The sequence below is a fragment of the Tritonibacter litoralis genome, from assembly GCF_009496005.1.
Lineage (GTDB): Bacteria > Pseudomonadota > Alphaproteobacteria > Rhodobacterales > Rhodobacteraceae > Epibacterium > Epibacterium litoralis.
Window position 1 is genome coordinate 23,703 of the sequence record NZ_WIBF01000018.1, and the last position, 23,496, is coordinate 47,198.

Here is a 23,496-nt window from a genome sequence, read left to right on the forward strand (position 1 = left end):
CGAGATGCAAGGGCAATCGCAGTGATGATGATCTTTGCCGCCGCAACCGGAACACCCCGTGGGATTGCCAGGGCAACATAGCCCGATAAGTTGATAAGGAGCCGGTTCGCGGACTTCATCAGGGCCAGCGGCATAAGGGCCGCGAAAACAGGCCGGACAAATGACCGCTACGCAAAAAGATCACGAACACAAAAGAAAACTCTTGCAAAACAGGGGCTGTCCACAAATGGCAATCCCGGCCAATGTGTTGAGTCTAGGTTGGGTCCTTAGTCGGTCCGACTGAATTTGCGCATCAGTCCTGCGAGAGCGGCCAGTGAGGCGATCAAGCTGCCATAACAGATCACAACGACTTTGAGCCCGAACACCAGCACCAAAAGTCCGGCAATTACGACTGGCAAACCGAATGCCAAGTAGCTGATACAGAATAGCGCGGCGAAAGTTTCTCCTCTGACATCCTCAGGCACCAGTGGAATTATCGAGCGGATGAAACCATAAAAGCAGGTGCCGAAGCCCGTCCCCACAACGGCGAGCGCAATAAGGTAGAGCACTAAGTTTTCGTAATGAATGCCAAACAAAGTGGCAAAGGTTCCCATTGATAGCGCTGCGGTGCCAAACAACGTGACCTCACGAGCAGAGTAGTTGCGCGCAATGAAACAAGCCAGCGCACCAACCCCGGCCAGCAATGCGACCACGAAGCCCTGGACAATCACATTTTGAATACCAAAAACCTGTGAGATGATGAGTGCGCCAAGCGACAGATACAGCCCCCCTGTGGCCCAGCCCGCGAATAGCGCCGGAGCGCCACGCCAGAACGTGCCCCTGACTTCGATCGGGAGGCCAACGCGAGGCTTCAGCGCCTGCAACAAGCCTTCATGCCGTGGCGATGTTTCGGGCAAGCCCCATGTGGCCAGCGCCAACACCAGGCTGGCCATTGCAATCCCAGTGAATATATCAAATTTTGGCTCGGTAAGGTGCTCCATCGCGAAGCCGGATACCAAGGCCCCCAGGGCCAGCCCGACGAGGGGGATGACGGAATTACAGATCGCCGCGATGCCCTTGAATTCAGGGGGTTCAAGATCCGTAATCGCAGCCGACAGCGTAGACAAAAGAAGGCCGCATGCTACGCCCTGTACTACACGAGCCAACAACAACGCAGGCACAGAACCTGACAGCTCGAATCCGGCGGCGGAAACAGCGAGTAGCACGAACCCTATCGACAGAATAGGGCGCCGCCCGACATGATCCGAGATTGATCCGGCCACTAACAGTGTCGCAAGAAGGGCAATTGCGTAAATTGCGAATATCTCCGACACGACCAAAGACGAAAAACCAAGTTGCTGCTGCAGTAGCGGATAAAAGGGGGACGGCGCGCTCGCGCTCGCCATCATCAGAGCGCTTCCAGTAAGCACGATTGCGAAACCAGCGCGCTCTCTAGCCTTGGGTGACATCACAATCGTAGTCATTTTGGAATGCAGTCCTTCATAAGGGTTCGAAGTTTATCGAACCTTTCTCTAGTTTCTTCCTGCGGAAGGTTCAAGTATATTCGAACCATGAGTATCTTACCCGACACTGTCAGCCCCGATCTTGCGCACCCGCAGGAACAGGAGCTGCAACTGACGCAAGTCTTGTTCGCACTCAGCGATCCGGGCCGGTTGGACATCGTGCGTCAGCTCCGCGACGGCCCGGTCGAAATGGCAAACTGCAATTTAATGGATCCGGAAGTGGCGAAATCCACCAAGTCGCACCTGTTCAAAGTGTTGCGCGAAGCAGGTGTGATCCGGAATATCCCCAAGGGGCGGGGTCGCCTGCTTTCACTGCGAAGAGATGCGCTTGACCGTCGCTTTCCTGGTTTGCTGGAAGCAGTGCTGAACGCAAACTAAGGGCGTGCCGCATCGATTTGCGTATGCATTGCTTGTTTTTCTGGGCTGGATGTCAAAGCTGCTAACTGGTGTGCATGCTGGCTAGCGCCTTTCCCGCTCCGTTTCACAGCGCCGCTCACAGCCCTGTGATTAGAAAAAGCTACGCCACCCATAGACGACCGGTCTAATGAGACTATATCTGGGATCATGGAACAGAAAAACGACACCCGCTCACAGATATTGACCACAGGACGCCGCCTGACAGCCAAGCAGGGCTACACAGGTGTCGGCCTGAGTGCGCTCTTGAAAGAGGCCGGCGTTCCGAAGGGGTCGTTCTATCACTATTTCGCCTCCAAGGAAGCTTATGGCTGTGCGCTGCTGAATGATTTTATGACGGAGTATGGCACACGCCTGAACGCGTCGCTTGCGCATCCGGACATGGATGCACGGTCTCGGTTTCTGACCTATTTCGAAGAGTGGCGGAAAAAACAGATCAGCCCCAACCTCGAAGACCGGTGCTTGGTCGTCAAACTGTCCGCAGAGGTTGCTGACCTCTCGGAGAACATGAGCAATATCTTGCAGAAAAGTGTGTCCGAAATCGTCGCGCGCCTGACGGAGACCCTTGAACAGGGAACGAACGATGGCACGATCGCCGCGCTTGAAGACCCCCGCTCCACGGCAGAAATGATCTACCACATGTGGCTTGGAGCCAGCCTCGTCGCGAGCCTCTCGCACAGTGAAGCCCCGCTCAATTCCGCTATGAATGCCACAAAGGTGCTGGTTCCAGGAACATAACCCCAAAAATTTTGACACATCTATAGACGACCAGTCTAATCGCGAAAGGAAGCTCATGAAAATCTTCTACAAAACCACCGCAACGGCAACAGGGGGCCGCTCGGGAACCGCCGCCCTCAACGATGGCAGCTTTTCAGTCCAGATGGTTCGCCCGGACAGTGGCGAGGCGGGGGTGAACCCCGAGCAGTTGTTCGCGCTTGGCTATGCGGCCTGTTTTGATAGCGCGATGGAAATGACCGCAAAACAACTCAAACTGGATGCCAAAGTGGCATCAACGTCGGTTGAGGTGGGCATCGGCCAACGCCCCGAGGGCGGATACGGACTTGATCTCGACATTACCGCACATCTGCCGGGCATGACCCGCGAGGATGCTGAAAGACTTGTCGAAGCGACGCACCAGGTCTGCCCATACTCCAACGCCACACGCGGAAACGTTGACGTGCGCCTGCACATTGAAACTGAAGGAAACTGAGCCCATGAACAATTTTGACTTTCGCAATCCGACACATATCCTGTTTGGAAAGGGTCGTATCGCGGACCTGAAGGATCAGGTTCCGGCTGACGCAAAGGTGCTGATCCTTTATGGTGGAGGCAGCGCGGAGAAAACAGGCGTCCTTGGTCAGGTGCGTGCGGCACTTGCGGGCCGGACCTTGGTCGAATTTGGCGGTATTGAGCCCAATCCGCGCTTTGCCACTGCGCTGAAGGCTGTCGACGTGATTGGCCAAGAAGGGATCACCTTCCTGTTGGCTGTCGGCGGTGGTTCCGTTATTGACGCCACCAAATTTATCGCGGCGGCGGCCAAATATGATGGCGACGCCTGGGACATCCTGACATCTCGCGGGTCGGTCATCACGCAAGCGCTGCCCTTTGGCACCGTGTTGACCTTGCCCGCCACCGGTTCGGAGATGAACTCTGGCGCTGTGATCACCAATCCCGAGAAGGGCGCTAAGCTTCCGTTTGGTAGCCCGCATTGCTACCCGGTGTTCTCGGTGCTGGACCCCGAGGTCACTTACACGCTGCCGCCCCGTCAAATCGCGAACGGCGTAGCCGACGCGTTTGTTCACATCATCGAACAATATCTGACCTATCCATCCGCCGCGCGCGTTCAGGACGGTTTTGCCGAAACCCTGCTACGCACCCTGATCGAGCTTGGGCCCAAAGCCCTTGAGACGCCGGAGGACTATGACGTTCGCGCCAACCTGATGTGGACTGCAACGCTGGCCCTGAATGGCCTGATCGGCGCAGGTGTCCCGCAGGACTGGGCAAGCCATATGATCGGACATGAGATTACCGCGCTCAATGACACCGACCACGCCCGCACACTGGCTGTCGTGTTGCCGTCACTGATGAACGACCAACGTGGCCCCAAACGCGAGAAACTGCTGCAATATGCTGCCAATGTTTGGGACATCCGCGAGGGATCTGATGATGCGCGGATTGATGCCGTGATCGAGGCAACACGCAGGTTCTTTGAACAGATGGGTATCAAAACCCGACTCGGCGATTACGCAATTGCTGCACCTGAAATTGATCGCATCGTCGCCGCCTTGAAGGATCACGGCATGACCGCCCTTGGCGAACAAAATGCCATCACCCCCGAGGATGCCCGCCGCATTCTTGAAACAGCCTTCTAGGAGATGATGACCATGACACAGACCGAAACAGTAAACCGCCAGCTTGTGCTGGCGGAACGCCCCAAAGGCGAACCGACCAAGGACACGCTTCGCTTGGTCGAAGGGGACGTCCCCTCCCCTGGTGCTGGGCAGATGCTTCTGCGCACCGAATATCTGTCGCTGGACCCTTATATGCGGGGGCGCATGAGCGATGCACCATCTTACGCCGCGCCGGTGGAAATTGATGGCGTGATGGAGGGCGGCACAGTGGCTCAGGTCGTCACCTCAAAGGTTGATGGCTTTGCGCCGGGCGACTGGGTGCTCAGCTTCAATGGCTGGCAGGATTACGCGCTGTCGGATGGCACGCGGATCACGAATCTGGGCACCTCGCCTGCACACCCGTCTTGGGCGCTCGGTATCATGGGTATGCCCGGATTTACCGCTTGGGCGGGTCTGACGCAAATTGGCGCGCCAAAGCCGGGCGAAACCATCGCCGTGGCGGCCGCAACCGGCCCTGTCGGGGCCACTGTGGGCCAGATCGGCAAGATCCTTGGCGGCCGCGTGGTCGGCATCGCGGGCGGGCCAGAAAAATGCGCCCATGCGGTCAATGAGTTGGGTTTTGACGCCTGTATCGATCACAAGGCAGATGACTTTGCCGAACAGCTTGCAAAGGCCTGTCCCGATGGCATTGATGTCTATTTCGAAAATGTCGGCGGCAAGGTCCTCGACGGGGTCATCCCGCTGTTGAATCCAAACTCACGGGTGCCGGTCTGCGGATTGATCTCTCAGTATAATGCGACTGACTTGCCCAAAGGACCGGACCGGATGAATTGGCTTATGGGTCAAATCCTGCGCAAGAAGATCAAGGTGCAGGGCTTCATCATCTTTGACGACTTCGGCCACCTCTACCCGGATTTTGCCAAAGACATGGGGGCGTGGATCGAAAGCGGCCAAATCAAGTACCGCGAAGAGATCATCGACGGTTTGGAAAATGCGCTCGAAGCCTTCATTGGCCTGCTGAATGGCGAAAACTTTGGCAAGCGCGTGATCCGCGTCGGCCAGAAAAAATAGGAAAATAACATGAAAATTCTGATGGTACTGACATCCCACGACACACTCGGGGACACAGGCAAGAAAACTGGCTTCTGGCTGGAGGAGTTTGCGGCCCCCTATTACGTCTTCAAGGACGCCGGAGCAGATATTATACTGGCCTCGCCCAAAGGGGGACAGCCGCCGATTGATCCGTCCAGCGACAGCGCTGACGCACAGACCGACGACACCCGTCGGTTCAAAGACGATCCAGAGACGCAAAAGCATCTTGCGACGACGCTGAAGCTTTCGGATGTAACCGAAGACGGGTTCGACGCCATCTTCTATCCGGGCGGCCACGGCCCTTTGTGGGATCTGGCCGAAAGCGCGGACAGCAAACGCCTGATCGAGGCCTTCGCCGCCGCCGATTTGCCTGTCGGCGCAGTTTGCCACGCCCCAGCCGTGTTCCGCCACACCCAAGGTGCGGACGGCAAACCGCTGGTGTTTGGTCGCCGGGTGACGGGTTTTACCAACACCGAAGAAGAGGCCGTCGGCCTTACCGATGTTGTGCCGTTCTTGGTGGAAGACATGCTGAAGGCCAATGGTGGCCAGTATGAAAAAGGGGCGGATTGGGCCAGTTTCGTGCTGCGTGACGGAAAACTGGTCACCGGCCAGAACCCCGCCTCATCCGCCGCCGCCGCGCAAGATATCCTCGGGCTGCTGAAGTAGGAGAAAAACGATGGTCGACCTGATCCTGCACCACTATGAAGCCTCTCCCTATTCCGAAAAAATCAGAACTTTGATGGGCTTCAAGGGGCTGTCATGGTCATCGGTCATCGTGCCTCCTATTGCGCCAAAGGCTGATCTGCTGGCCTTGACGGGTGGCTACAGGCGGGCCCCAGTGCTTCAGATCGGGGCGGATATCTACTGTGATTCCGCCCTGATCGCCGCCGAGCTTGACCAGCGGTTTCCGGCGCGCGCCCTTGCCCCGAACACTGTGGGCACAGCAACCCCGTTGCTCGACAATTGGGCGGACCGCATTTTGTTCTGGCAAGTGGTTCGTTACAGCATGGGTCTGTGCGCTGATGCCGTTCCCCCAGCCCTGATCCATGACCGCGAGGCGTTTTGGGATCACAAGATTGATCTGGACGGCCTGAAAGTGGATGTCGGCTATCATCGCGGCCAAATTACAACAGGGCTTGGTTGGCTTGAGAACCTGCTGGGCGGTGCCGATTTCTTTGCCGGGGACACGCCCGCGCTGACTGATCTGGCACTCTATCATGTGGTTTGGTTTTTTGCCAAAGCTGACACAGCCGCCAGCGGCAGCGGTCTATCGCTGTTCCCGGCATTGTCGGCATGGATGGCGCGCATTGCGGAGTTCGGTCACGGCACACGAACCGAATTGGCGCCTGCTGAAGCGATCAACATCGCGCTTTCGGCGCCCCCCGCCCCCCTTCCAGAAACGGGAGCTGCACATCCCGCGATAGGCGCGCCGGTACAGGTTCTGGTCGATGAATTTGGCACGGAAGTCATCGACGGTACGCTGGCCCATATCGACGACACCCGCATCATTCTGCATCGGGACACGCCACAGGTGGGAACGGTTGCCGTGCATTTCCCGCGACACGGCTATCCGCTTCGTACAACTCTAATCCAAGGGAAAGACACATGAAAATACTAAGTCTGTGTGGTCGATTTAACGCCATACTGGTGACCGCTGCGGCCTTGCTTGCCGCATCATTCATTGCTCTCCCAATCCAGGCCGAAATCTCAGCCCAAGCCAATAATGAGATTGAGGCCACCTCGGAGATGTTTGGCTGCATTTATGATTTCCCCAAAGTGCGCAACACCTTCCTGTTCCATTCCGACCCGGAAAAGCTCAAGGAAGCCATCCGTATTTTTACCGACCGCGTGCCTGATATCGAATACCCGGTCGGCACGGTGATGCAGCTTGTCCCGTTTGAAGCGATGATCAAACACTCGAGCGCAGACTACCCGGACAGCAATGGCTGGGAATTTCTTGCCCTCGACGTGACGGCGGAGAGCACGACGATTACCAGCCGGGGCGATCGATCACGCTGTTAACTTTGAGGGGCGTGAGTGCCTGAGCTGCCACGCTGCTGGTTTTGAGTACGATTTCGTTTGCGAGAAAGAGCACGGCTGCGAGCCACTGTCTATCGACGACGAAGAGATTGCTGCTTTTCAGGCCGCTGATCCTCGTTGCACACAACCCTAATTCAAGGAGAAAACACATGAAAACGCGTAATCTGGGTGGCGGACTGGGATCCGTATCAGCCATTGGGCTTGGCTGCATGGGCATGTCCGAATTCTACGGCCCGACCAACCGCGATCAATCCTATGAAACGCTGGACCGTGCGCTTGAATTGGGTGTCACGTTCTACGATACCGCCGATACCTACGGTATCGGCGCGAATGAAACCTTGTTGTCGGATTTCGTCCGGCAAAACCGGGACAACGTCACGCTGGCGACCAAGTTCGCAATCATCCGATCCGACGATCCGGCCGTACGACACATCGACAGCAGCCCGGCCTACATGAAACAGGCGGTCGAGGCGTCGCTGAAACGTCTGGGGATTGATCAGATCGACCTCTATTACGCGCATCGCCTTGATGGGGTGACCCCGATCGAGGACACGGTCGGAGCGATGGCCGATCTTATCAAAGAAGGTAAGATCAGGGGGATCGGGTTAAGCGAAATCTCCGCACAAACTTTGCGTCGGGCAAATGCGGTGCACCCGGTTGCGGCGGTTCAGACAGAGTATTCGCTGTGGTCGCGAGACCCAGAGGCAGAGATGCTGGCCACGTGCGCCGAATTGGGTACGGCTTTTGTACCCTACAGCCCGCTTGGGCGCGGCTTTCTGACCGGCAAGGTCACCACACTAAGCGACCTGGCTGATGATGATTTCCGGCACACCCAGCCGCGCTTTGCCGATGGAAATCTGGATCAGAATCTGAACTTGCTGGAGCAATACCGTGCCATCGCCGATAGCGCCGGATGCTCGCCTGCGCAACTGGCGCTCGCATGGGTCTTGGCCCAAGGCGATCATATTATTCCGATCCCGGGCACCAAACGACGCACGTATCTTGAAGACAATATTGGGGCCGCCGATGTCACACTAAACGAGGACATTCTCACCCGCCTCGACACCTTGTTCCCACGCGGCGCTGCCGCTGGCGACCGTTACACGGAACAAGGGATGCAGATGACCAATCTGTAGATCGGAAACCCTGCATTGCAAGCTCGATCGGCGGCGCAGCGCCTTTAACCTAAGCCCTGCCCCGCCGCCACAAATTCGCCCCCAAAACGACCGGATCAGGCGTTGGCCACATCTGACACGCCCAAAGCAACCGGCCCACCCCTTTGTCCCAAATTCACTCTCCTGCCAGCCAGGAGACGAGGAGCTACTATGTCAACCATCCCTGAAACTGACCTCTTTTCCCCCGTCGTTGTCGGACCTTATACGCTGTCAAACCGCATCGTAATGGCCCCCCTAACCCGCGCGCGGTCCCCCGAAACCATCGCCACCCCAATGATGCAGGAATATTACGCCCAACGCGCATCGGCAGGCCTGATCATCAGTGAAGGCGTGAACATTTCGCCGCAGGCCACAGGGTACGCCTTTACTCCCGGGATCTGGACCGACGAGCAAATCGAAAGCTGGTGCCCCGTCACGGCCGGTGTCCATGACAAGGGTGGCCGCATCTTTGCTCAGCTGTGGCATGTCGGCAGGGTGTCCCACCCGGATGTGCAGGCCGGTGGGATATTGCCTGTCGCTCCCTCCGCTGTTCGCCCTGAAGTGGATGCGTTCACTCCGGATGGAAAGAAACCAGCACTCACACCGCGGGCGCTGGCCCTGGAGGAGTTGCCGGGGATTGTCGCAGATTACGCGCAAGCGACGCACAACGCTCTTGCCGCAGGGTTTGATGGCGTCGAGATTCACGCCGCGAACGGATACTTACTCGATCAGTTCATGCGTGACGGGGCCAACCAGCGTACCGATGCCTATGGTGGGTCGGTCGAGAACCGCATTCGGCTGACACTTGAGGTCACGAAAGCTGTCGCGGCCATCTGCGATGATGGCCGCACAGGTCTTCGGATATCCCCAATCAGCACTGCCAATGGCCTTACGGACAGCAATCCTGCACCCGTGTTCACCGCACTTGTCGATCAGTTGAATGATATTGATCTGGCTTATCTCCACGTTGTGGAAGGTGTGACGGGCGGAGCACGAGCCGTCGAGGGTGGATTTGATCTGAATATCTTGCGGCAGCGTTTCAACGGGATCTACATCGCCAACAATGGCTATGACAGAGACCTTGCAATTGCGGCGCGCCGCAGTGACGCCGCCGATCTAATCGCCTTTGGTCGTCCCTATATTGCCAACCCGGACTTGGTGGCCCGGCTACAGCAGAACGCACCCCTCAACGCACTTGACGGCGCGACCGCATATGGCGGCGGGGCCGAGGGATACATCGATTACCCTGTTCTCCCACATGAGTGATCGCAGGGACGTACACTTACCAATCCAGGACTGGACAATGGCCGGTCCTGAAACCTCTGCCTCCCGTGAGAAGATCTTACAAAAAGGGTTCTACCATGGCCTATGAAACACGAAATCCATACACTGGTACTCTTCTGGAAACTTTTCCAGATGCAACCGGCGCGGAAGTTCATCAAGCGATTGAAAAGTAACCGTGCCATTGGCACCGCCTGCCTGAACTCGTGGCTTTGATCTAAGATACGTGTTTAGCGACATGGTGTGATTGCGGCGGTCGCCCTCCAGTGGCGAACGAGGTCCGGTATACTGGCCTCATGGGAAAACAAGCCGTGAGGAGAACGACCATGAAAAATTATGCCGGACTTGACGTGTCTCTTAAAGAAATTTCGATCTGTATTGTTGACCAAGTGTCGCGTAGCCCTTAATTGGGTTCTGCCTCAATTTGTGTGGCGCAACTATCCTGAGCTTGGAACATTCGGGAGGGATAGTCGTGATTTCAAAAAAGCACTGGTCGCCCGGGAGCGACGTTTCGGTTCAAGGCGTTAAGCGACGTGATTCCGGCGGGTGGCTTGTATCCGGTGTTTTGGCACCGAGAGGCATCTGCCCAGATTGTGGTTTGCATTCTCGGCGTCGTCACGGGTGGCGGCAAAGGCGGCTACAGGATTTACCTGCACTTGGCGACAAGGTAACAATCGCACTCTGGGTCTGCAGGTGGCGATGTCGCGCTTCCACGTGCCCGCGGCGGACTTTTTCGGACTACACCTCGTCAATTGCGCGTCCATTTGCACGTCGAACTTCGCGTGCTGATGACATTGTAGTTCATCTGGGGCACGCCACGGGTGGACGGCCTGCCGAGCGGCTCTTGCGCCGTTTAGGCGTCGGTGTCAGCAATGACACGGTGCTGCGACACCTCAAGAAGTGTGCGGAAAGCGTCGCCCCGCCGCCAACGGTCATTGGCATCGACGATTGGAGCTGGCGCAAGTCGCAGACTTACGGAACCATCATCGTCGATCTCGAGCGGCAGACCGTAATTGATATTCTTCCGGATCGGAGCGTTGAAAGCTGTGCGAGCTGGCTGCGGCAGCACCCTGAGATTGAAGTCATCAGTCGGGATCGTTGTGGCGGATATGCGAAGGCCGCACGTCAGGGTGCACCGCAAGCCCTGCAGGTCGCAGACCGTTTCCATCTCGTCCAGAACCTGCGCCAGGCCATTGAAGAGCAGATGAATATGCATGGCCGCGCCACCGGGCGGGCGCTATTGTCAGATGCCGAAAACATCAGCACGGCCAATCATCTACTGCGATCGCGTCTTGCTCATCGGAAATCACGTGAGGAAATTTTCCGAAACATCCATGCACTTCGTGATCAAGGGCTGTCTTGTAGCGAAATTGGACGTCGGACCGGCTTCCCGCGTCGTAGTGTGGCGAAGTGGTTGAGCTCCGACTCGCCACCAGACCGCCGCCGAGCTGCATTGAAGCCCACGTCGCCGTGGTATTTTGAGAGCATACTGGCCGATCTCTGGAAACAGGGTATCCGGTCCGGCCAGGAATTATTGGTCGAAATTCAACGCCATGGCTATGAGGGCAGCTTGTCTCATTTGCAACGTCTGCTGGCCGGATGGCGAAGGGATGAACAAACCGTTCTAGCAGGCCCGACCGACACGCCGCTGCCCCTGGCGCCTGTGCGGGACCCGCAAACCGGTCACGCCATTTCGCCGGTTGTCGCAGCGGCGCTCTGTATCAAGCCGCGACGCAAATTGACCGCAGACCAGGCCCAAAAGGTAGATGCATTGAAGGCCGGATCGCCAAGCTTTGCCACGATGCGGAGCCTTGCCATGCGGTTTCAGGGCATTTTGCGCGGCGACCAGTCCGCCCCGCTGGACGCATGGATCGACCTGGCCATTGAGACTGGCATCCCACCAATCATGCGCTTTGCCCGCACGCTGCACCGCGACATCGAGGCCGTGCGCAATGCCATCGAACTTCCGTGGAGCAACGGTCAGGCTGAGGGCCAAGTCAATCGCCTGAAGACCCTCAAGCGCGCCATGTACGGTCGCGCCGGACCAGAACTCCTCAGAGCCCGAATGCTGCCACTGCGCCACACAGATTGAGGCAGAACCTAATTAAGGGCAAAAAATATCCCCGAACGCGTCGTGTTTCAGATTTAAGGGCAACGCGACAGTCAGGGATCGTCGTTCTTGGCTTTTTACCCCGAATGACGCCTTCGATACCAATATCTTTCATCAGACGTGCGACTGTGCAGCGCGCAATATCAAAGCCTTCCCTGTGCATCTGATGCCAGACCTTCCGCACGCCATAGACCTTCAGGTTCTCCTCAAAAACACGTTCAATCTCGGGCTTGAGTTGCTCATCGCGCTTGGCACGATCCGAAAGGCGCGACGGATCGGCCCGCTTGGCCATGTTGTCATAGAATGTCGCTGGGGCAATCGGCAGAACCCTGCAAATCGGCTCGACCCCATGATCAGCGCGGTGATCCTCGATGAATGCGATCATTTCTTGAACGGGCGGTCGAGCTCCGCCTGAGCAAAATATGCAGAGGCCTTGCGAAGGATCTCGTTGGCTTGCTTCAGCTCGCGGTTCTCACGTTCCAATGTCTTCATCTTCTCGGCCATCTCGGTTGTGATGCCGCCACGCTGGCCGGTATCAACCTCAACCCTTTTGACCCATTCGTTCAGTGTTTGCGGCGCACAACCGATCTTCGCGGAAATCGACACAATCGCAGCCCAACGGCTTTCATGCTGCCCTTCGCCATTCAAAACCATCCGTACCGCACGCTCGCGGACTTCTGGCGTATACTTGTTTGTTGTCTTGTTCATGATGCTCCATCCTACTCATGAGTTGGAGCCTCCGGCAAACAGGGGGCGGTTCAATGCTTTCGGCCTCTGGGACGATTATGTTGCCGAAATGACGTCTGACAGGAACTGGCCTCACCCTTCTCAAGCACACGCAAACAAGTTGGCAATGCTGTTCAGATTATTCAACGGCTACAATTCGAGAAGCAGGAAAGCAGCACTCTTCCGACAATCCATTCAACTAAGCCATTGACTGATCGGTCAGTTGATGTCATATGGTAGTTATGGACACCAAGCAAAACCTCATTTCAACGGCAACCGAACTTTTCCTAGGCAAGGGTTATGCAGCCGTCGGAACAACAGAGATTTGCAAGACTGCTGGAGTCAACAAAGGTACTTTCTATCACTTTTTTCCATCGAAGAGTGACTTGCTTATTGCAGCGATTGACCAGTACGCAGAGGAGTTCAAGGCCTCTTTTTCGCGCATTGCAGAGCTGCAAGTGGCGCCTGAGGAGAAGCTTCGGAAGCTCTTTGACGTTCCGATGAAAGCAAATGCCGCCTGGCGAAACGAGCATGGTTTTGCGCAAGGTTGCTTGGTTGGGAACATGGGGCTTGAACTGGCGAGCACCGATCCGTCGGTACAGTCCGCGGTCGTTACCGCAATAGACGCTTGGGCGCGTGAAATCTCTCCGATCGTCAAAGAATTGATCGAGATTGGTGATCCGCCCAAAATTGACGCTGAGACAGGCGCAAACACCGTTGTCGGGTTGCTGCAAGCCGGCTTGTTGCTCGCAAAAATTTATGATGATCCGCAGCGTATTCTGCAAATGGCAGACATTGCTCTGGGTGCATTGGCAAGTTCCCCAAAAACACACGTGATCTGAATGGACAACCGGATGCGTTTGACAACATCAATTGGCAGCGAAATCGATCAACTGATCGGTCAGTACAGCCTTATTTCTACCGCGCTCAAAGGAGACCAAAAGTGCCGAAGATGAAGCAAATCGAACCTAAAGATACCGACGTTCAAACAGAGGCGGCTTATGAAGAGGCAAAGCGGCAATTTGGCGGCGTCATCAATCTGTTTAAAGTTGCCGGGAACGCCCCGAATGTTCTGAGCGGCGTCCTCGCGCTCAACAAATCAATGAATGAAGGGATCGAGCTGACGGCTCGGCAAACCGAACTGGTCGCGATGCTGGTCTCTGCGCTTAATCGCTGTGACTACTGCGTAAATGTTCACATGCAAGTCGGCACAGGGGCAGGTGTCAGCAAGGAAGACATGCTGGCGGCCATGGCTGGACAAGCTGCCGACGTCACCGAACAAGCGCTACTTGATTTCACGAATGAGGTCGTTCGCCACCGTGGAATTGTAAGTGACGACACTTTTAAATCCGCCAAGCAGGCAGGCTTTACCGACAAGGCACTCCTCGAAGTGGTTGGTGTGATCGGCTTCTATACCACTCTCCAATACATTCGCCATGTGGGTGATCCTGAGCACGATTTTCCAATGGTCGAAAGCTTCGATGCGCATGTTCACGGCGCAAATATCGAGAAGGCATCCCAGATCGCCTGATTTGTACTGCCCGGTGAGAACGCCAGGCAAATTCTACTGACCAAAGGGAGGACAAAAATGACACCTGAAACGCTCAAAACAATCGAAACAAAGATTGCGCTCAAATCCCGCTATGACAACTTTATCGGTGGCGAGTTCATAGCCCCGGTTGAGGGGCGATACTTTGAAAATATCACGCCCGTGACCGGCGGGAAACTCAACGAAGTTGCCAGATCAGGGGTACAAGACGTCGAACTGGCACTTGATGCTGCTCACAAAGCAAAAGATGCATGGGCCAGAACTTCAGCAACGTTCTTTTGAAGATCGCCGATAGAATTGAAGCCAACCTTGAAGTTCTAGCGATGTTCGAAACTCTGGAAAATGGCAAAGCTGTTCGTGAAACGCTTGCGGCTGATCTACCCCTCGTGGTGGACCATTTCAGATACTTTGCTGCTGTGTTGCGGGCACAAGAAGGCACCGCAGGCGAGCTTGACCATGACACGGTAGCTTATCACTTCCACGAGCCACTTGGGGTCGTTGGGCAGATAATTCCATGGAATTTTCCTATTCTCATGGGCACATGGAAGTTGGCTCCAGCCCTCGCCGCGGGCAACTGCGTGGTTATCAAACCCGCTGAGCAAACGCCATCGTCCATCATGGTTGTCATGGAACTGATTGCGGATCTGCTGCCACAAGGGGTCGTAAATGTGATCAATGGTTTTGGGATTGAGGCAGGGAAACCACTGGCCTCAAGTTCTCGCATCTCCAAAGTTGCGTTTACCGGTGAAACAACCACCGGCCGTTTGATCATGCAATATGCGTCCGAGAACATCATACCGGTCACTCTTGAATTAGGTGGGAAGTCGCCGAACATCTTTTTTGGCGACGTGATGTCCGAAGAAGATGACTTCTTCGACAAGTGTCTAGAAGGTTTCGCGATGTTTGCCCTGAACCAGGGTGAGGTTTGCACAGCACCGTCAAGAGCGCTGGTCCATCGTTCCATCTACGATCGGTTCATGGAAAAAGCGGTCGAGCGGGTCAAAGCAATCACAATGGGTCACCCATTGGACAACGCGACCATGATGGGCGCGCAGTCTTCGAACGACCAGTTGGAAAAGATCCTGGCGTACATTGACATCGGGAAACAAGAGGGCGCGAAAGTGCTTTGCGGTGGTGAGCGAGCCTCACTCGGCGGTGAGCTGGATGGTGGTTTCTATGTCCGGTCGACTGTTCTTGAGGGCACAAATGACATGCGGGTTTTCCAAGAGGAGATCTTTGGCCCGGTTCTGTCCGTCACGCCATTTGATGATCTCGAAGACGCACTGCGCATTGGAAATGATACTCTCTATGGATTGGGCGCGGGCGTTTGGACCCGCGATCAAAACACCGCTTACCGTATGGGCCGTGGGCTAGAAGCGGGTCGGGTTTGGACGAACTGCTATCACCTTTACCCGGCACATGCCGCCTTCGGGGGTTACAAACAATCCGGGATTGGTCGGGAAACGCACAAAATGATGCTTTCCCACTACCAGCAAACAAAGAACATGCTGGTCTCGTATGACCCGAAACCAATGGGTTTCTTTTAAGTAAAAAGCTAACCATGCGCTCCGAAGATCATGGGGCGCATGCCACAACCTCACTGTTTAGGAAGAAGGCTATGACCCCAGAATTAACAGAGGCTTCACCGATTGCAGAGACCGTCCAGGTTCCAAGCCTGTCAGTGGAGGCAACACCGCAAGCGCTCAGCCTCATTCAACAGTTGTCTGACGACCATGGTCAATTGATGTTTCATCAATCAGGTGGATGTTGTGATGGGTCTGCCCCCATGTGCTACCCCGCAGGCGAGTTTCGCACAGGTAATCAGGACGTCCTGCTGGGTCATATCGGCGGCTGTCCGTTCTACATCGGTGCAGCACAGTTCGAGCTCTGGAAGCACACCCGGCTGACCATCGATGTGGTCGAGGGTAGGGGAAGCGGCTTTTCCCTCGAAGCACCAACCGGCTTTCGTTTCTTAACCCGATCGAGTGTTTGTGAGATTGGGGGACCCTCAAATGATTAGAGTGGAAAAAGAAAGAAGAGTGGCGGCGGACCTCGAAGAAGTTCGATCTTTCGCAGGCAATTTCTTTGAGATTGCGCGTTGGCATCCATCTGTATCCGAAGTTAGGCGACAGGAAGACACGCGTGGCACGAGTCGACTTCTCCTGCTTGCTGACGGGGCGGAGCTCCTCGAACGGAGATTGGACAATGCCAAAGTTGCAGGCCTCTACACCTACACAATTGTGCGGGGACCAATGCCGGTAAATGACTATACCTCGACTTTTGAGATTGCAGAAGACGATGGCGGCGTTTTCATAAAATGGTCCGGACAGTTTTTGTCGACCACGACCGACGAGGAGGCGACGAAGATGATCTCTGGAATTTATGAAGATGGATTACAGTCGATCCAGGAGCATTTCAAATGACGACATATTTGTTCGATGCATACGGAACGCTTTTTGACCTCAATTCCGCGTTTGTTGAGATTTCGCCGGGAATTGGTCGGAATGCAGGCCGGGTGTTTGAGCATTGGCGTGGCCTTCAACTTCAATATGCTTGGCTCGCTAATGTGCAAGGTGCCAAAGAAAGCTTTTCGAGTTGCACGCAGCGTGCTGTGGTTGATGCTCTCTCAAACTTTGACTGCTACTCCGAAGCACGAGAGATCGCCTTTATGCAGGCCTTTGAAAATGTGGCTCTTTACGACGACGCAAAGGCAGCGCTTGAACAGCTTGATCGAAGGGGCGCTAAGCTCGGGGTGCTTTCTAACGGGGATGGTCCTAGCCTTCAAAAACTCTCTGAGAAAAATGCTTTAAATGATTTGGGCGTTGAGATGATTTCAGTTGACGTGAGCAGTTCATTCAAGCCAGCTCCGGGAGCTTATGAAGTTGGCTTGAAATTTTCTGACACAGACCGCTCTGCCACGACCTTCGTATCGTCCAATTGGTGGGACGTGATCGGTGCCAAACGTTTCGGTTTCAATGTCGTATGGTTGAATAGATACCAAACCTATTGGCCGAAATCAGTGAAGATGTGCGCAAACACTATACAATATCTTGGAGAATTGGCAGAAACTTAAATAAGAATAATTCCAAGCATCGCACCCCAGTTCGCAATATGAAGTTTACGTCGCAGACTCAAAAGCGCTTTCGTCGCGCAATCGCGAACGCGCTGTGCAAATCACGGCAAAAGTGGAGCGCTGTAAGCGGTGCGCCACTCCCACACTTACGGCATGATGCTTGATCTGCAATTAGAGGCTTCTTTGATCTGTGGGGAGTTTCTCGATGGGAGCTATAAGCGAGTTTCTGGCAAGTGTGCCGCGCCGTGCGGATGGCAAACGGAATTGGCCGCCGGAGTTGAAGGCTCGTATTGTGGCGGAGACGTTGATTGAAGGCGAGACGGTCAAGGCGGTTGCCAAGCGGTATGAGTTGATCCCGAGTACGGTGCCTGATTGGCGTCGGATGGCGCGGCAGGGCAAGCTGGTTTTGCCCATCTTGGACGGCATGGACTTTGTGCCTGTTGAGGTTGAGACGCTTGCGCCTGTCGCTCAGCCTGTTCCCACGGCATCCTCCAGCACGCTTGATGTGATCATAGGCGATGTCACTGTTCGTCTTGATGCTGGGGCGCCAGCGGCGCGGATTGCTGAGATTGCGCGGGCCATGGCGACGTGATTGCCCCCTCCCATACGGTGCGGATCTTTGTGGCCAGTGATCCGGTGGACTTCCGCAAGGGCCATGATGGGCTGGCCGCTCTGGTACAGAGCCACCTGCGCCAGAAGCCTTTCGACGGGTCGGTCTATGTGTTCCGTGCCAAGCGGGCGGATCGCCTGAAGCTGATCTACTGGGACGGCAGCGGCTTGGTGATGGCTTACAAGCGGCTTGAGGATAACAGCTTCAAATGGCCCGCGATCAAGAACGGGGTGATGCGGCTCGAACCGGCCCAGTTTGAGGCGTTGTTCGCAGGTTTGGATTGGCGACGCGTGCGGCCCTTGGAGGTGGCAGCGCCCTCTGCGGCGGAGTGACACACAAGGCCGTTTGCACGGGTCATTCTGCCCTTGTTTTGTTATAGAAACAGGCATGACTGCCCCTGATGAATTACCCAATGACGTAGCTGAGTTGAAGGCGATCATCCGTGCGCAGCAGGATCAGAATGCGCGGCTTGAGGCTTTGGTTGCCTCTTTTAAGAAGGCGCTCTTCGGGGCCAAATCGGAGAAGATCGATCCGGCCCAATATGAGCTGGAGCTCGAAGATATCGAGACCGCCATCGCGCAGGTGGAAGCCGAGATCGACGCCGACGAACGCACCGCACCGCGCCGGTACGATCACCAAAGCCACGCCAGACCAATCGGGGATCATTGCCCAAGCATCTTGAGCGCGTGGAGGTGGTCATTGAACCAGAGCGCTCCTGCGCCTGCGGAACTGAGGGTCATGTCATTGGCGAAGATGTCAGTGAGCGCTTGGATATCATTCCAGCCCAATTCCGGGTGATCGTTACCCGTCGACCCAAATATGCTTGTCGGTCTTGTGAAGGCGGGATCGTCCAAGCCCCAGCTCCCGTCCACATCATTGCAGGCGGCATGCCAACCGAGGCCACGCTGGCACATGTGCTTGTCTCGAAATACGCAGACCACTTGCCACTTTACCGTCAGGCGCAGATCTACAGCCGTCAGGAGATCGATCTGGATCGTTCAACCCTGGCCGCGTGGGTAGGTAAATCAGCGTTTGAGCTTACACCAGTTTATGACGCGCTGCTGAGCAACCTGAAGCAATCAACCAAGCTGTTCATGGATGAAACCCCCGCGCCGGTTCTGGCCCCGGGGCGCAAACGCACAAAAACGGGATACTTCTGGGCCCTTGCGCGGGATGACCGGCCATGGAGCGGTGAGGACCCGCCCGGCGTTGCCTTCACCTATGCGCCAGGACGATCCGGCCAGCATGCAGACAATATTTTGAAAGGCTTCAGCGGCATCCTGCAGGTGGACGGATACGCAGGCTACAATCGGTTGCTTAAACGCCCGGCTCAGGGTGTGACACTGGCTTATTGCTGGGCGCACGCCGCCGTAAATTGCACGATGTCACCCAGTCCGGTGCGGCCCCGATCGCGCAAGAAGGCCTGGCTCAAATCCAGGCGCTCTATCGCATTGAAAAGGACCTGCGCGGCCAATCAGCCGAGCAACGCCAGGCAGCACGACAGGACCGCTCAAAACCTATCATTGACGCCTTCGCACTTTGGCTGGCCCAAAGCCGTGCCCGCGTCTCGGCTAAATCCCCGACCGGAGAGGCCCTGAAATACATCGCCAAGTACTGGGATGGGCTGATCCTTTTCCTCAACGATGGCCGCATCGAACTCGATAACAACGCAGTCGAGCGCACCATCCGCCCCATCGCCCTAAACCGAAAAAACGCGCTCTTCGCGGGCCATGACGCAGGCGCACAAAACTGGGCAGTAATCGCGTCCCTCATCGAGACCTGCAAGCTCAACGGGATCGAACCACACGGCTATCTGTCCGGCGTCCTGACAGCTATCGCAGAAGGCCACAAACAAACGGACATCAACGAACTGCTGCCATGGAAGTACGCTAAAACCGTGTAATCAGCGCACCGCTTACAAACCATTTCAGTTCTGCTCAAGACCGTTGCACCCGTCACATCCTAGTGACGGGGTGGCTTAGCGTTCTGTTTTGTGAGCGGGGGAGTTGTCTGACGTCAGCGATTCTTTGCGACGATAACTTGAGTATCATTGCCTTTACATGCATCGGAAAATTCAGTGGGAGGTATTTTGTCTGTCACGAACACATCTATCTCAGGCAAGCCTGCAATTTTGATCGGTGCTTTGCGGTCAAACTTTGAGTTATCTGCAGCCAGAAAAACCTTGTCACTGCGACTGATGATCGCCTGACTGACCCCAACCTCACGGGTGTCAAAGTCTAGGATGTCACCTCCAGGGTGAAGCGCCGAACAGCCGATGATCGCGAAGTCAAAGCGAAACCTCGAAACTGTTTCCCTGGCAACTGCACCGACCAACCCTCCATCAGCCCTACGCAAGTCGCCGCCAGTTACAACAACCTCAAGACTTGATTCGTGGGCGAGCTTGTTTGCGATGTTAAGGTTGTTCGTGACGACAAGTAGCCCAGTATGCCGACGCAGCTCAGAGGCTACAGCTTCGGTTGTCGTCCCAATGTTTAAGAATAATGAGCAGTCGTTGGGAATATGTCGAACGCACTCTCTAGCGATGTCAACTTTGGAAGGCTGGTTGAGCTCCTGTCGTTCAATATACCCAATATTCATAGTGGTTGACGGTAGAATGGCGCCACCATGTACGCGTTCGAGCTGACCAGACTCGGCCAACTCGGTTAGGTCTCTCCGTATTGTTTGAGGCGTCACGCCAAAGTGATCGACCAACATGTCGACGGTCACCTTGCCCTCCCTGCGGGCCATCTCAATAATTTCGGGCTTTCGCAACGTTTGAACCATTTTCTCTCCCAAACTCTTGATAGAGCATAGTGCGTTTGCTTGTATCGACCATCGACTCTCTCGTTTACGCTTTTGGGCGCGAAAATCAGTGAAAAATAGCTTTTTTATCAGATAGTTAAGAGAAAAGGAAATAAAACGAACAAAAATATCTTCCATTTATGCGCGTTTTCTGTTCAAAAAGCCAGAGTACTCGAAAGAGGCGTTAGCGGTCGGGAGAACCGCTTTGGGAGGATAACCATGCGTAAGGACTATGACCTCTTGGTCATTGGTGGAGGAATCAACGGTTGCGGGATCGCGCGCGATGCCGCTGGCCGAGGCCTTAAAGTCTGCCTCCTGGAAATGAACGATCTCGGTGGAGCTACTTCAGCATCCTCCACGAAACTCTTCCATGGCGGACTTCGCTACCTCGAATATTTTGAATTTCGGTTGGTTCGTGAAGCGTTGATCGAGCGCGAAGTACTGCTGAAAGCAATGCCTCATATTTCATGGCCGATGCGCTTTGTCCTCCCTTTCCATAGGGACATGCGTTTCGATGGCACCACACCGACATCGAAGTTGCTTGGTACTGTGATGCCATGGATGAAAGGTCGGCGTCCGGCTTGGCTTATTCGTCTAGGCTTGTTCATGTATGACAACCTCGGTGGCCGCGAGATCCTACCGGGCACGAAAAGTCTCGATCTACACGCCGCACCAGAGGGTGCACCTCTCAACAAGAAGTTCAAAAAGGCGTTTGAGTACTCGGATTGCTGGGTCGAAGACTCACGGCTTGTCGTTCTTAATGCTCGCGATGCTGAAGATCGCGGCGCAGACATCTTTACACGCGAGAAAGTGCTGGGCTCAGATGTTACGGATGGCGTCTGGACAGTCACATCTGAGAACTCGAATACAGGCGAAACCACAAAGCGCACAGCACGGATGGTTGTTAATGCAGCTGGTCCTTGGGTTGGTGACGTGTTGCGCGGAACTCTAAGAAGCAACAGTTCGGCAGGCGTCCGCTTGGTTCGTGGAAGCCATATCGTAACCAAAAGACTGTTTGACCACGACAAGTGCTATTTCTTTCAAGGCACCGATGGCCGCATTATTTTTGCTATACCCTACGAAACTGATTTCACACTCATCGGAACAACAGATGCGGAACACGCCGATCCGTCTCAGAAACCTGAATGCACAGATGAAGAGCGTGATTATCTGATCGACTTCATCAACCAGTACATCGCAAAACCTATCGCAGTAGAAGACATTGTTTGGACATATTCAGGTGTTCGGCCGCTCTATGATGATGGAGCCGATAGTGCCACTGCCGCAACGCGCGACTACGTTCTGAAGTTGGACAAGTCTCGCGGTGCCCCAGCACTGAACGTTTTTGGCGGGAAGATCACCACTTATCGCCGTTTGGCCGAAAGCGCGCTGGAGAAGATCCAGACCGTGTTCCCGGCGGCTGATAAACCTTGGACTGCGGGTGTTGCCTTGCCCGGCGGGGATTTCCCGGTGGATGGCGTGGCGCAGATGATTGCCAATCTGAAGACGCAGTTTGCCTTTTTGGATGAACGCTGGGCCACACGTCTGGTCAAAGCCTATGGCAGTGAAGCGCGTGACATTCTGAAGGGGTCCGCGATCAAAGCCGATCTGGGGCAGGATTTTGGTGCTACGCTCACCGAGCGTGAGGTGAATTGGCTGATTGAAAAAGAATACGCGCGCTGTGCCGCCGATGTGGTGTGGCGGCGCAGCAAACTGGGCCTACGTCTGAGTAAAGAGGAAATCTCTGCTTTGGACATTTGGATGAAAAGTCGCGTGGCGGCCGGAGTGACTGCCGCGGCGAAATAGGGGGGAGCTATGACGCTCGAATTAAAAGATGTGTCAAAGGTGGTGAATGGGGCGACCCATATTTATCCCACCGATCTGACACTGAACAAAGGGACGATGAACGTTCTGTTGGGGCCGACGCTTTCGGGCAAGACCTCGTTGATGCGCCTGATGGCGGGTCTGGACGCGCCGACCAAGGGCAAGATCTTTTGGGAAGGCAATGATGTCACCGGCATGCGGGTGCAGGATCGTCAGGTGGCGATGGTGTATCAGCAGTTCATCAACTACCCGTCGATGACAGTTTACAACAATATTGCATCGCCGCTGCGGTTGCTGGGCAAATCCAGCGCCGAGATTGACGCGGCGGTGAAGAAATCAGCCGATCTGATGCAGCTGACGCCGATGTTGCAGCGCAAGCCGCTGGAACTGTCCGGTGGTCAGCAGCAGCGCTGTGCGCTGGCGCGCGCGCTGGTCAAGGATGCGGGTCTGGTTCTGCTGGATGAGCCTTTGGCGAACCTGGATTACAAACTGCGCGAAGAGCTGCGGGTGGAGATCCCGAAGATTTTTGAAGAGGCGGGATCCATCTTTGTCTATGCCACAACCGAGCCGGAAGAGGCGCTGTTGTTGGGGGGCAATACCGCCACCATGTGGGAAGGGCGTGTGACCCAGTTTGGTCTGACGCCGTCGGTTTACCGTCAGCCGGTGGATGCAACAACCGCGCGGGTGTTCAGCGATCCGCCGATGAATTTCCTGAAGGTGTCCAAGACGGGCAAGAAGATCATGTTTGGCGATGGGCAGTCGGCAGATGCCGTGGGTCCGATGGCGGATCTGGCGGATGGGCGCTATGTGGCGGGGTTCCGTCCCAACCATGTGGAAATCACGGCGCATGCGGCGGGTTTGATGACATTTGACACCCGTCTGGTGGTAACCGAGCTGACCGGGTCCGAGACATTTGTGCATTTGGACCACCATGGTGAGACCTGGGTGGGGCTGGTGCATGGGATCCA

The 23,496-nt window shown here is 55.5% G+C and carries 22 protein-coding genes, 3 pseudogenes and 1 other annotated feature; of the genes and pseudogenes, 22 read left to right on the plus strand and 3 right to left on the minus strand.

Annotated features, from left to right (window positions below; translation table 11 throughout):
- Positions 1-266: 266 nt before the first annotated feature.
- Positions 267-1,463: an MFS transporter gene (locus GFB49_RS19255; protein ID WP_153217682.1), complete on the minus strand. Its 1,197-nt coding sequence runs from the start codon at positions 1,461-1,463 to the stop codon at positions 267-269.
- A gap of 87 nt (positions 1,464-1,550) precedes the next feature.
- Here GFB49_RS19255 and GFB49_RS19260 point away from each other — a divergent pair, with 87 nt between their 5' ends.
- The 11 genes from GFB49_RS19260 to GFB49_RS19310 all read left to right on the plus strand — a co-directional run bounded on the left by GFB49_RS19260 (position 1,551) and on the right by GFB49_RS19310 (position 11,926).
- Positions 1,551-1,880 (plus strand): ArsR/SmtB family transcription factor, encoded by a 330-nt coding sequence (locus tag GFB49_RS19260; protein WP_025054148.1) that lies wholly within the window; start codon positions 1,551-1,553, stop codon positions 1,878-1,880.
- A 186-nt stretch (positions 1,881-2,066) separates the two neighbouring features.
- Positions 2,067-2,654, plus strand: a complete 588-nt coding sequence (locus tag GFB49_RS19265; protein WP_153217684.1) for a TetR/AcrR family transcriptional regulator — start codon at positions 2,067-2,069, stop codon at positions 2,652-2,654.
- 55 nt (positions 2,655-2,709) lie between these two features.
- Positions 2,710-3,126, plus strand: a complete 417-nt coding sequence (locus tag GFB49_RS19270) for an organic hydroperoxide resistance protein (RefSeq protein ID WP_153217686.1) — start codon at positions 2,710-2,712, stop codon at positions 3,124-3,126.
- A 4-nt stretch (positions 3,127-3,130) separates the two neighbouring features.
- Entirely contained in the window at positions 3,131-4,288 is a 1,158-nt protein-coding gene (locus GFB49_RS19275; protein ID WP_153217687.1) for an iron-containing alcohol dehydrogenase, read from the plus strand.
- 12 nt (positions 4,289-4,300) lie between these two features.
- Positions 4,301-5,338 carry an NADP-dependent oxidoreductase gene (locus GFB49_RS19280; protein ID WP_153217688.1) on the plus strand — a complete coding sequence of 346 codons (1,038 nt, stop codon included), beginning with the start codon at positions 4,301-4,303 and terminating at the stop codon, positions 5,336-5,338.
- A gap of 9 nt (positions 5,339-5,347) precedes the next feature.
- On the plus strand, positions 5,348-6,025 hold the full coding sequence (locus GFB49_RS19285; protein WP_153217690.1) for a type 1 glutamine amidotransferase domain-containing protein: 678 nt from the start codon (positions 5,348-5,350) through the stop codon (positions 6,023-6,025).
- A 10-nt stretch (positions 6,026-6,035) separates the two neighbouring features.
- Positions 6,036-6,968, plus strand: coding sequence for a glutathione S-transferase family protein (locus tag GFB49_RS19290; protein WP_058241273.1), 933 nt, complete (start codon positions 6,036-6,038; stop codon positions 6,966-6,968).
- Positions 6,965-7,381 carry a hypothetical protein gene (locus GFB49_RS19295; RefSeq protein WP_153217692.1) on the plus strand — a complete coding sequence of 139 codons (417 nt, stop codon included), beginning with the start codon at positions 6,965-6,967 and terminating at the stop codon, positions 7,379-7,381. The genes GFB49_RS19290 and GFB49_RS19295 overlap by 4 nt, the downstream gene beginning before the upstream one ends.
- A gap of 167 nt (positions 7,382-7,548) precedes the next feature.
- Positions 7,549-8,535: an aldo/keto reductase gene (locus tag GFB49_RS19300; RefSeq protein WP_153217694.1), complete on the plus strand. Its 987-nt coding sequence runs from the start codon at positions 7,549-7,551 to the stop codon at positions 8,533-8,535.
- Positions 8,536-8,724: 189 nt separating this feature from the next.
- Entirely contained in the window at positions 8,725-9,819 is a 1,095-nt protein-coding gene (locus tag GFB49_RS19305; RefSeq protein ID WP_153217696.1) for an alkene reductase, read from the plus strand.
- Between the two features lie 487 nt (positions 9,820-10,306).
- A complete protein-coding gene (locus GFB49_RS19310; RefSeq protein WP_420824325.1) occupies positions 10,307-11,926 on the plus strand; it encodes an ISL3 family transposase in 1,620 nt (539 codons plus the stop codon).
- 70 nt (positions 11,927-11,996) lie between these two features.
- Here the strand turns inward: GFB49_RS19310 and GFB49_RS21320 are convergent.
- Positions 11,997-12,652, minus strand: a pseudogene (locus tag GFB49_RS21320) (IS3 family transposase); the annotation flags it as partial.
- Positions 12,255-12,371, minus strand: a sequence feature (AL1L pseudoknot). Its footprint overlaps the pseudogene before it by 117 nt.
- A gap of 260 nt (positions 12,653-12,912) precedes the next feature.
- Here GFB49_RS21320 and GFB49_RS19325 point away from each other — a divergent pair.
- The 9 genes and pseudogenes from GFB49_RS19325 to tnpC all read left to right on the plus strand — a co-directional run bounded on the left by GFB49_RS19325 (position 12,913) and on the right by tnpC (position 19,805).
- Positions 12,913-13,512 carry a TetR/AcrR family transcriptional regulator gene (locus GFB49_RS19325; RefSeq protein ID WP_194269414.1) on the plus strand — a complete coding sequence of 200 codons (600 nt, stop codon included), beginning with the start codon at positions 12,913-12,915 and terminating at the stop codon, positions 13,510-13,512.
- Positions 13,513-13,622: 110 nt separating this feature from the next.
- Complete coding sequence (locus GFB49_RS19330) at positions 13,623-14,201, plus strand: carboxymuconolactone decarboxylase family protein (protein WP_246149815.1); 579 nt, start codon at positions 13,623-13,625, stop codon at positions 14,199-14,201.
- Between the two features lie 57 nt (positions 14,202-14,258).
- Positions 14,259-15,766: pseudogene (locus GFB49_RS19335) on the plus strand (aldehyde dehydrogenase family protein).
- A 71-nt stretch (positions 15,767-15,837) separates the two neighbouring features.
- Positions 15,838-16,239: a DUF779 domain-containing protein gene (locus GFB49_RS19340; protein WP_153217704.1), complete on the plus strand. Its 402-nt coding sequence runs from the start codon at positions 15,838-15,840 to the stop codon at positions 16,237-16,239.
- Positions 16,232-16,642 carry an SRPBCC family protein gene (locus GFB49_RS19345; RefSeq protein ID WP_153217706.1) on the plus strand — a complete coding sequence of 137 codons (411 nt, stop codon included), beginning with the start codon at positions 16,232-16,234 and terminating at the stop codon, positions 16,640-16,642. The genes GFB49_RS19340 and GFB49_RS19345 overlap by 8 nt, the downstream gene beginning before the upstream one ends.
- Complete coding sequence (locus GFB49_RS19350) at positions 16,639-17,292, plus strand: haloacid dehalogenase type II (RefSeq protein WP_153217708.1); 654 nt, start codon at positions 16,639-16,641, stop codon at positions 17,290-17,292. Before GFB49_RS19345 ends, GFB49_RS19350 begins: the two co-directional genes overlap by 4 nt.
- Before the next feature lie 205 nt (positions 17,293-17,497).
- The gene (locus GFB49_RS19355) at positions 17,498-17,884 is read left to right on the plus strand and encodes a transposase (protein ID WP_153217710.1); all 387 of its coding nucleotides are present in this window, start codon (positions 17,498-17,500) and stop codon (positions 17,882-17,884) included.
- Complete coding sequence (gene tnpB / locus GFB49_RS19360) at positions 17,881-18,234, plus strand: IS66 family insertion sequence element accessory protein TnpB (RefSeq protein WP_214644988.1); 354 nt, start codon at positions 17,881-17,883, stop codon at positions 18,232-18,234. Before GFB49_RS19355 ends, tnpB begins: the two co-directional genes overlap by 4 nt.
- 55 nt (positions 18,235-18,289) lie before the next feature.
- A pseudogene (gene tnpC, locus GFB49_RS19365) lies at positions 18,290-19,805 on the plus strand (IS66 family transposase).
- 113 nt (positions 19,806-19,918) lie between these two features.
- Here the strand turns inward: tnpC and GFB49_RS19370 are convergent.
- On the minus strand, positions 19,919-20,842 hold the full coding sequence (locus GFB49_RS19370; protein ID WP_343032646.1) for a DeoR/GlpR family DNA-binding transcription regulator: 924 nt from the start codon (positions 20,840-20,842) through the stop codon (positions 19,919-19,921).
- 81 nt (positions 20,843-20,923) lie between these two features.
- Here GFB49_RS19370 and glpD point away from each other — a divergent pair, with 81 nt between their 5' ends.
- Positions 20,924-22,510, plus strand: coding sequence for a glycerol-3-phosphate dehydrogenase (gene glpD / locus GFB49_RS19375; protein ID WP_153217712.1), 1,587 nt, complete (start codon positions 20,924-20,926; stop codon positions 22,508-22,510).
- A 9-nt stretch (positions 22,511-22,519) separates the two neighbouring features.
- The coding region (locus GFB49_RS19380; protein ID WP_153217714.1) for an ABC transporter ATP-binding protein at positions 22,520-23,496 on the plus strand (977 nt) is incomplete at its 3' end.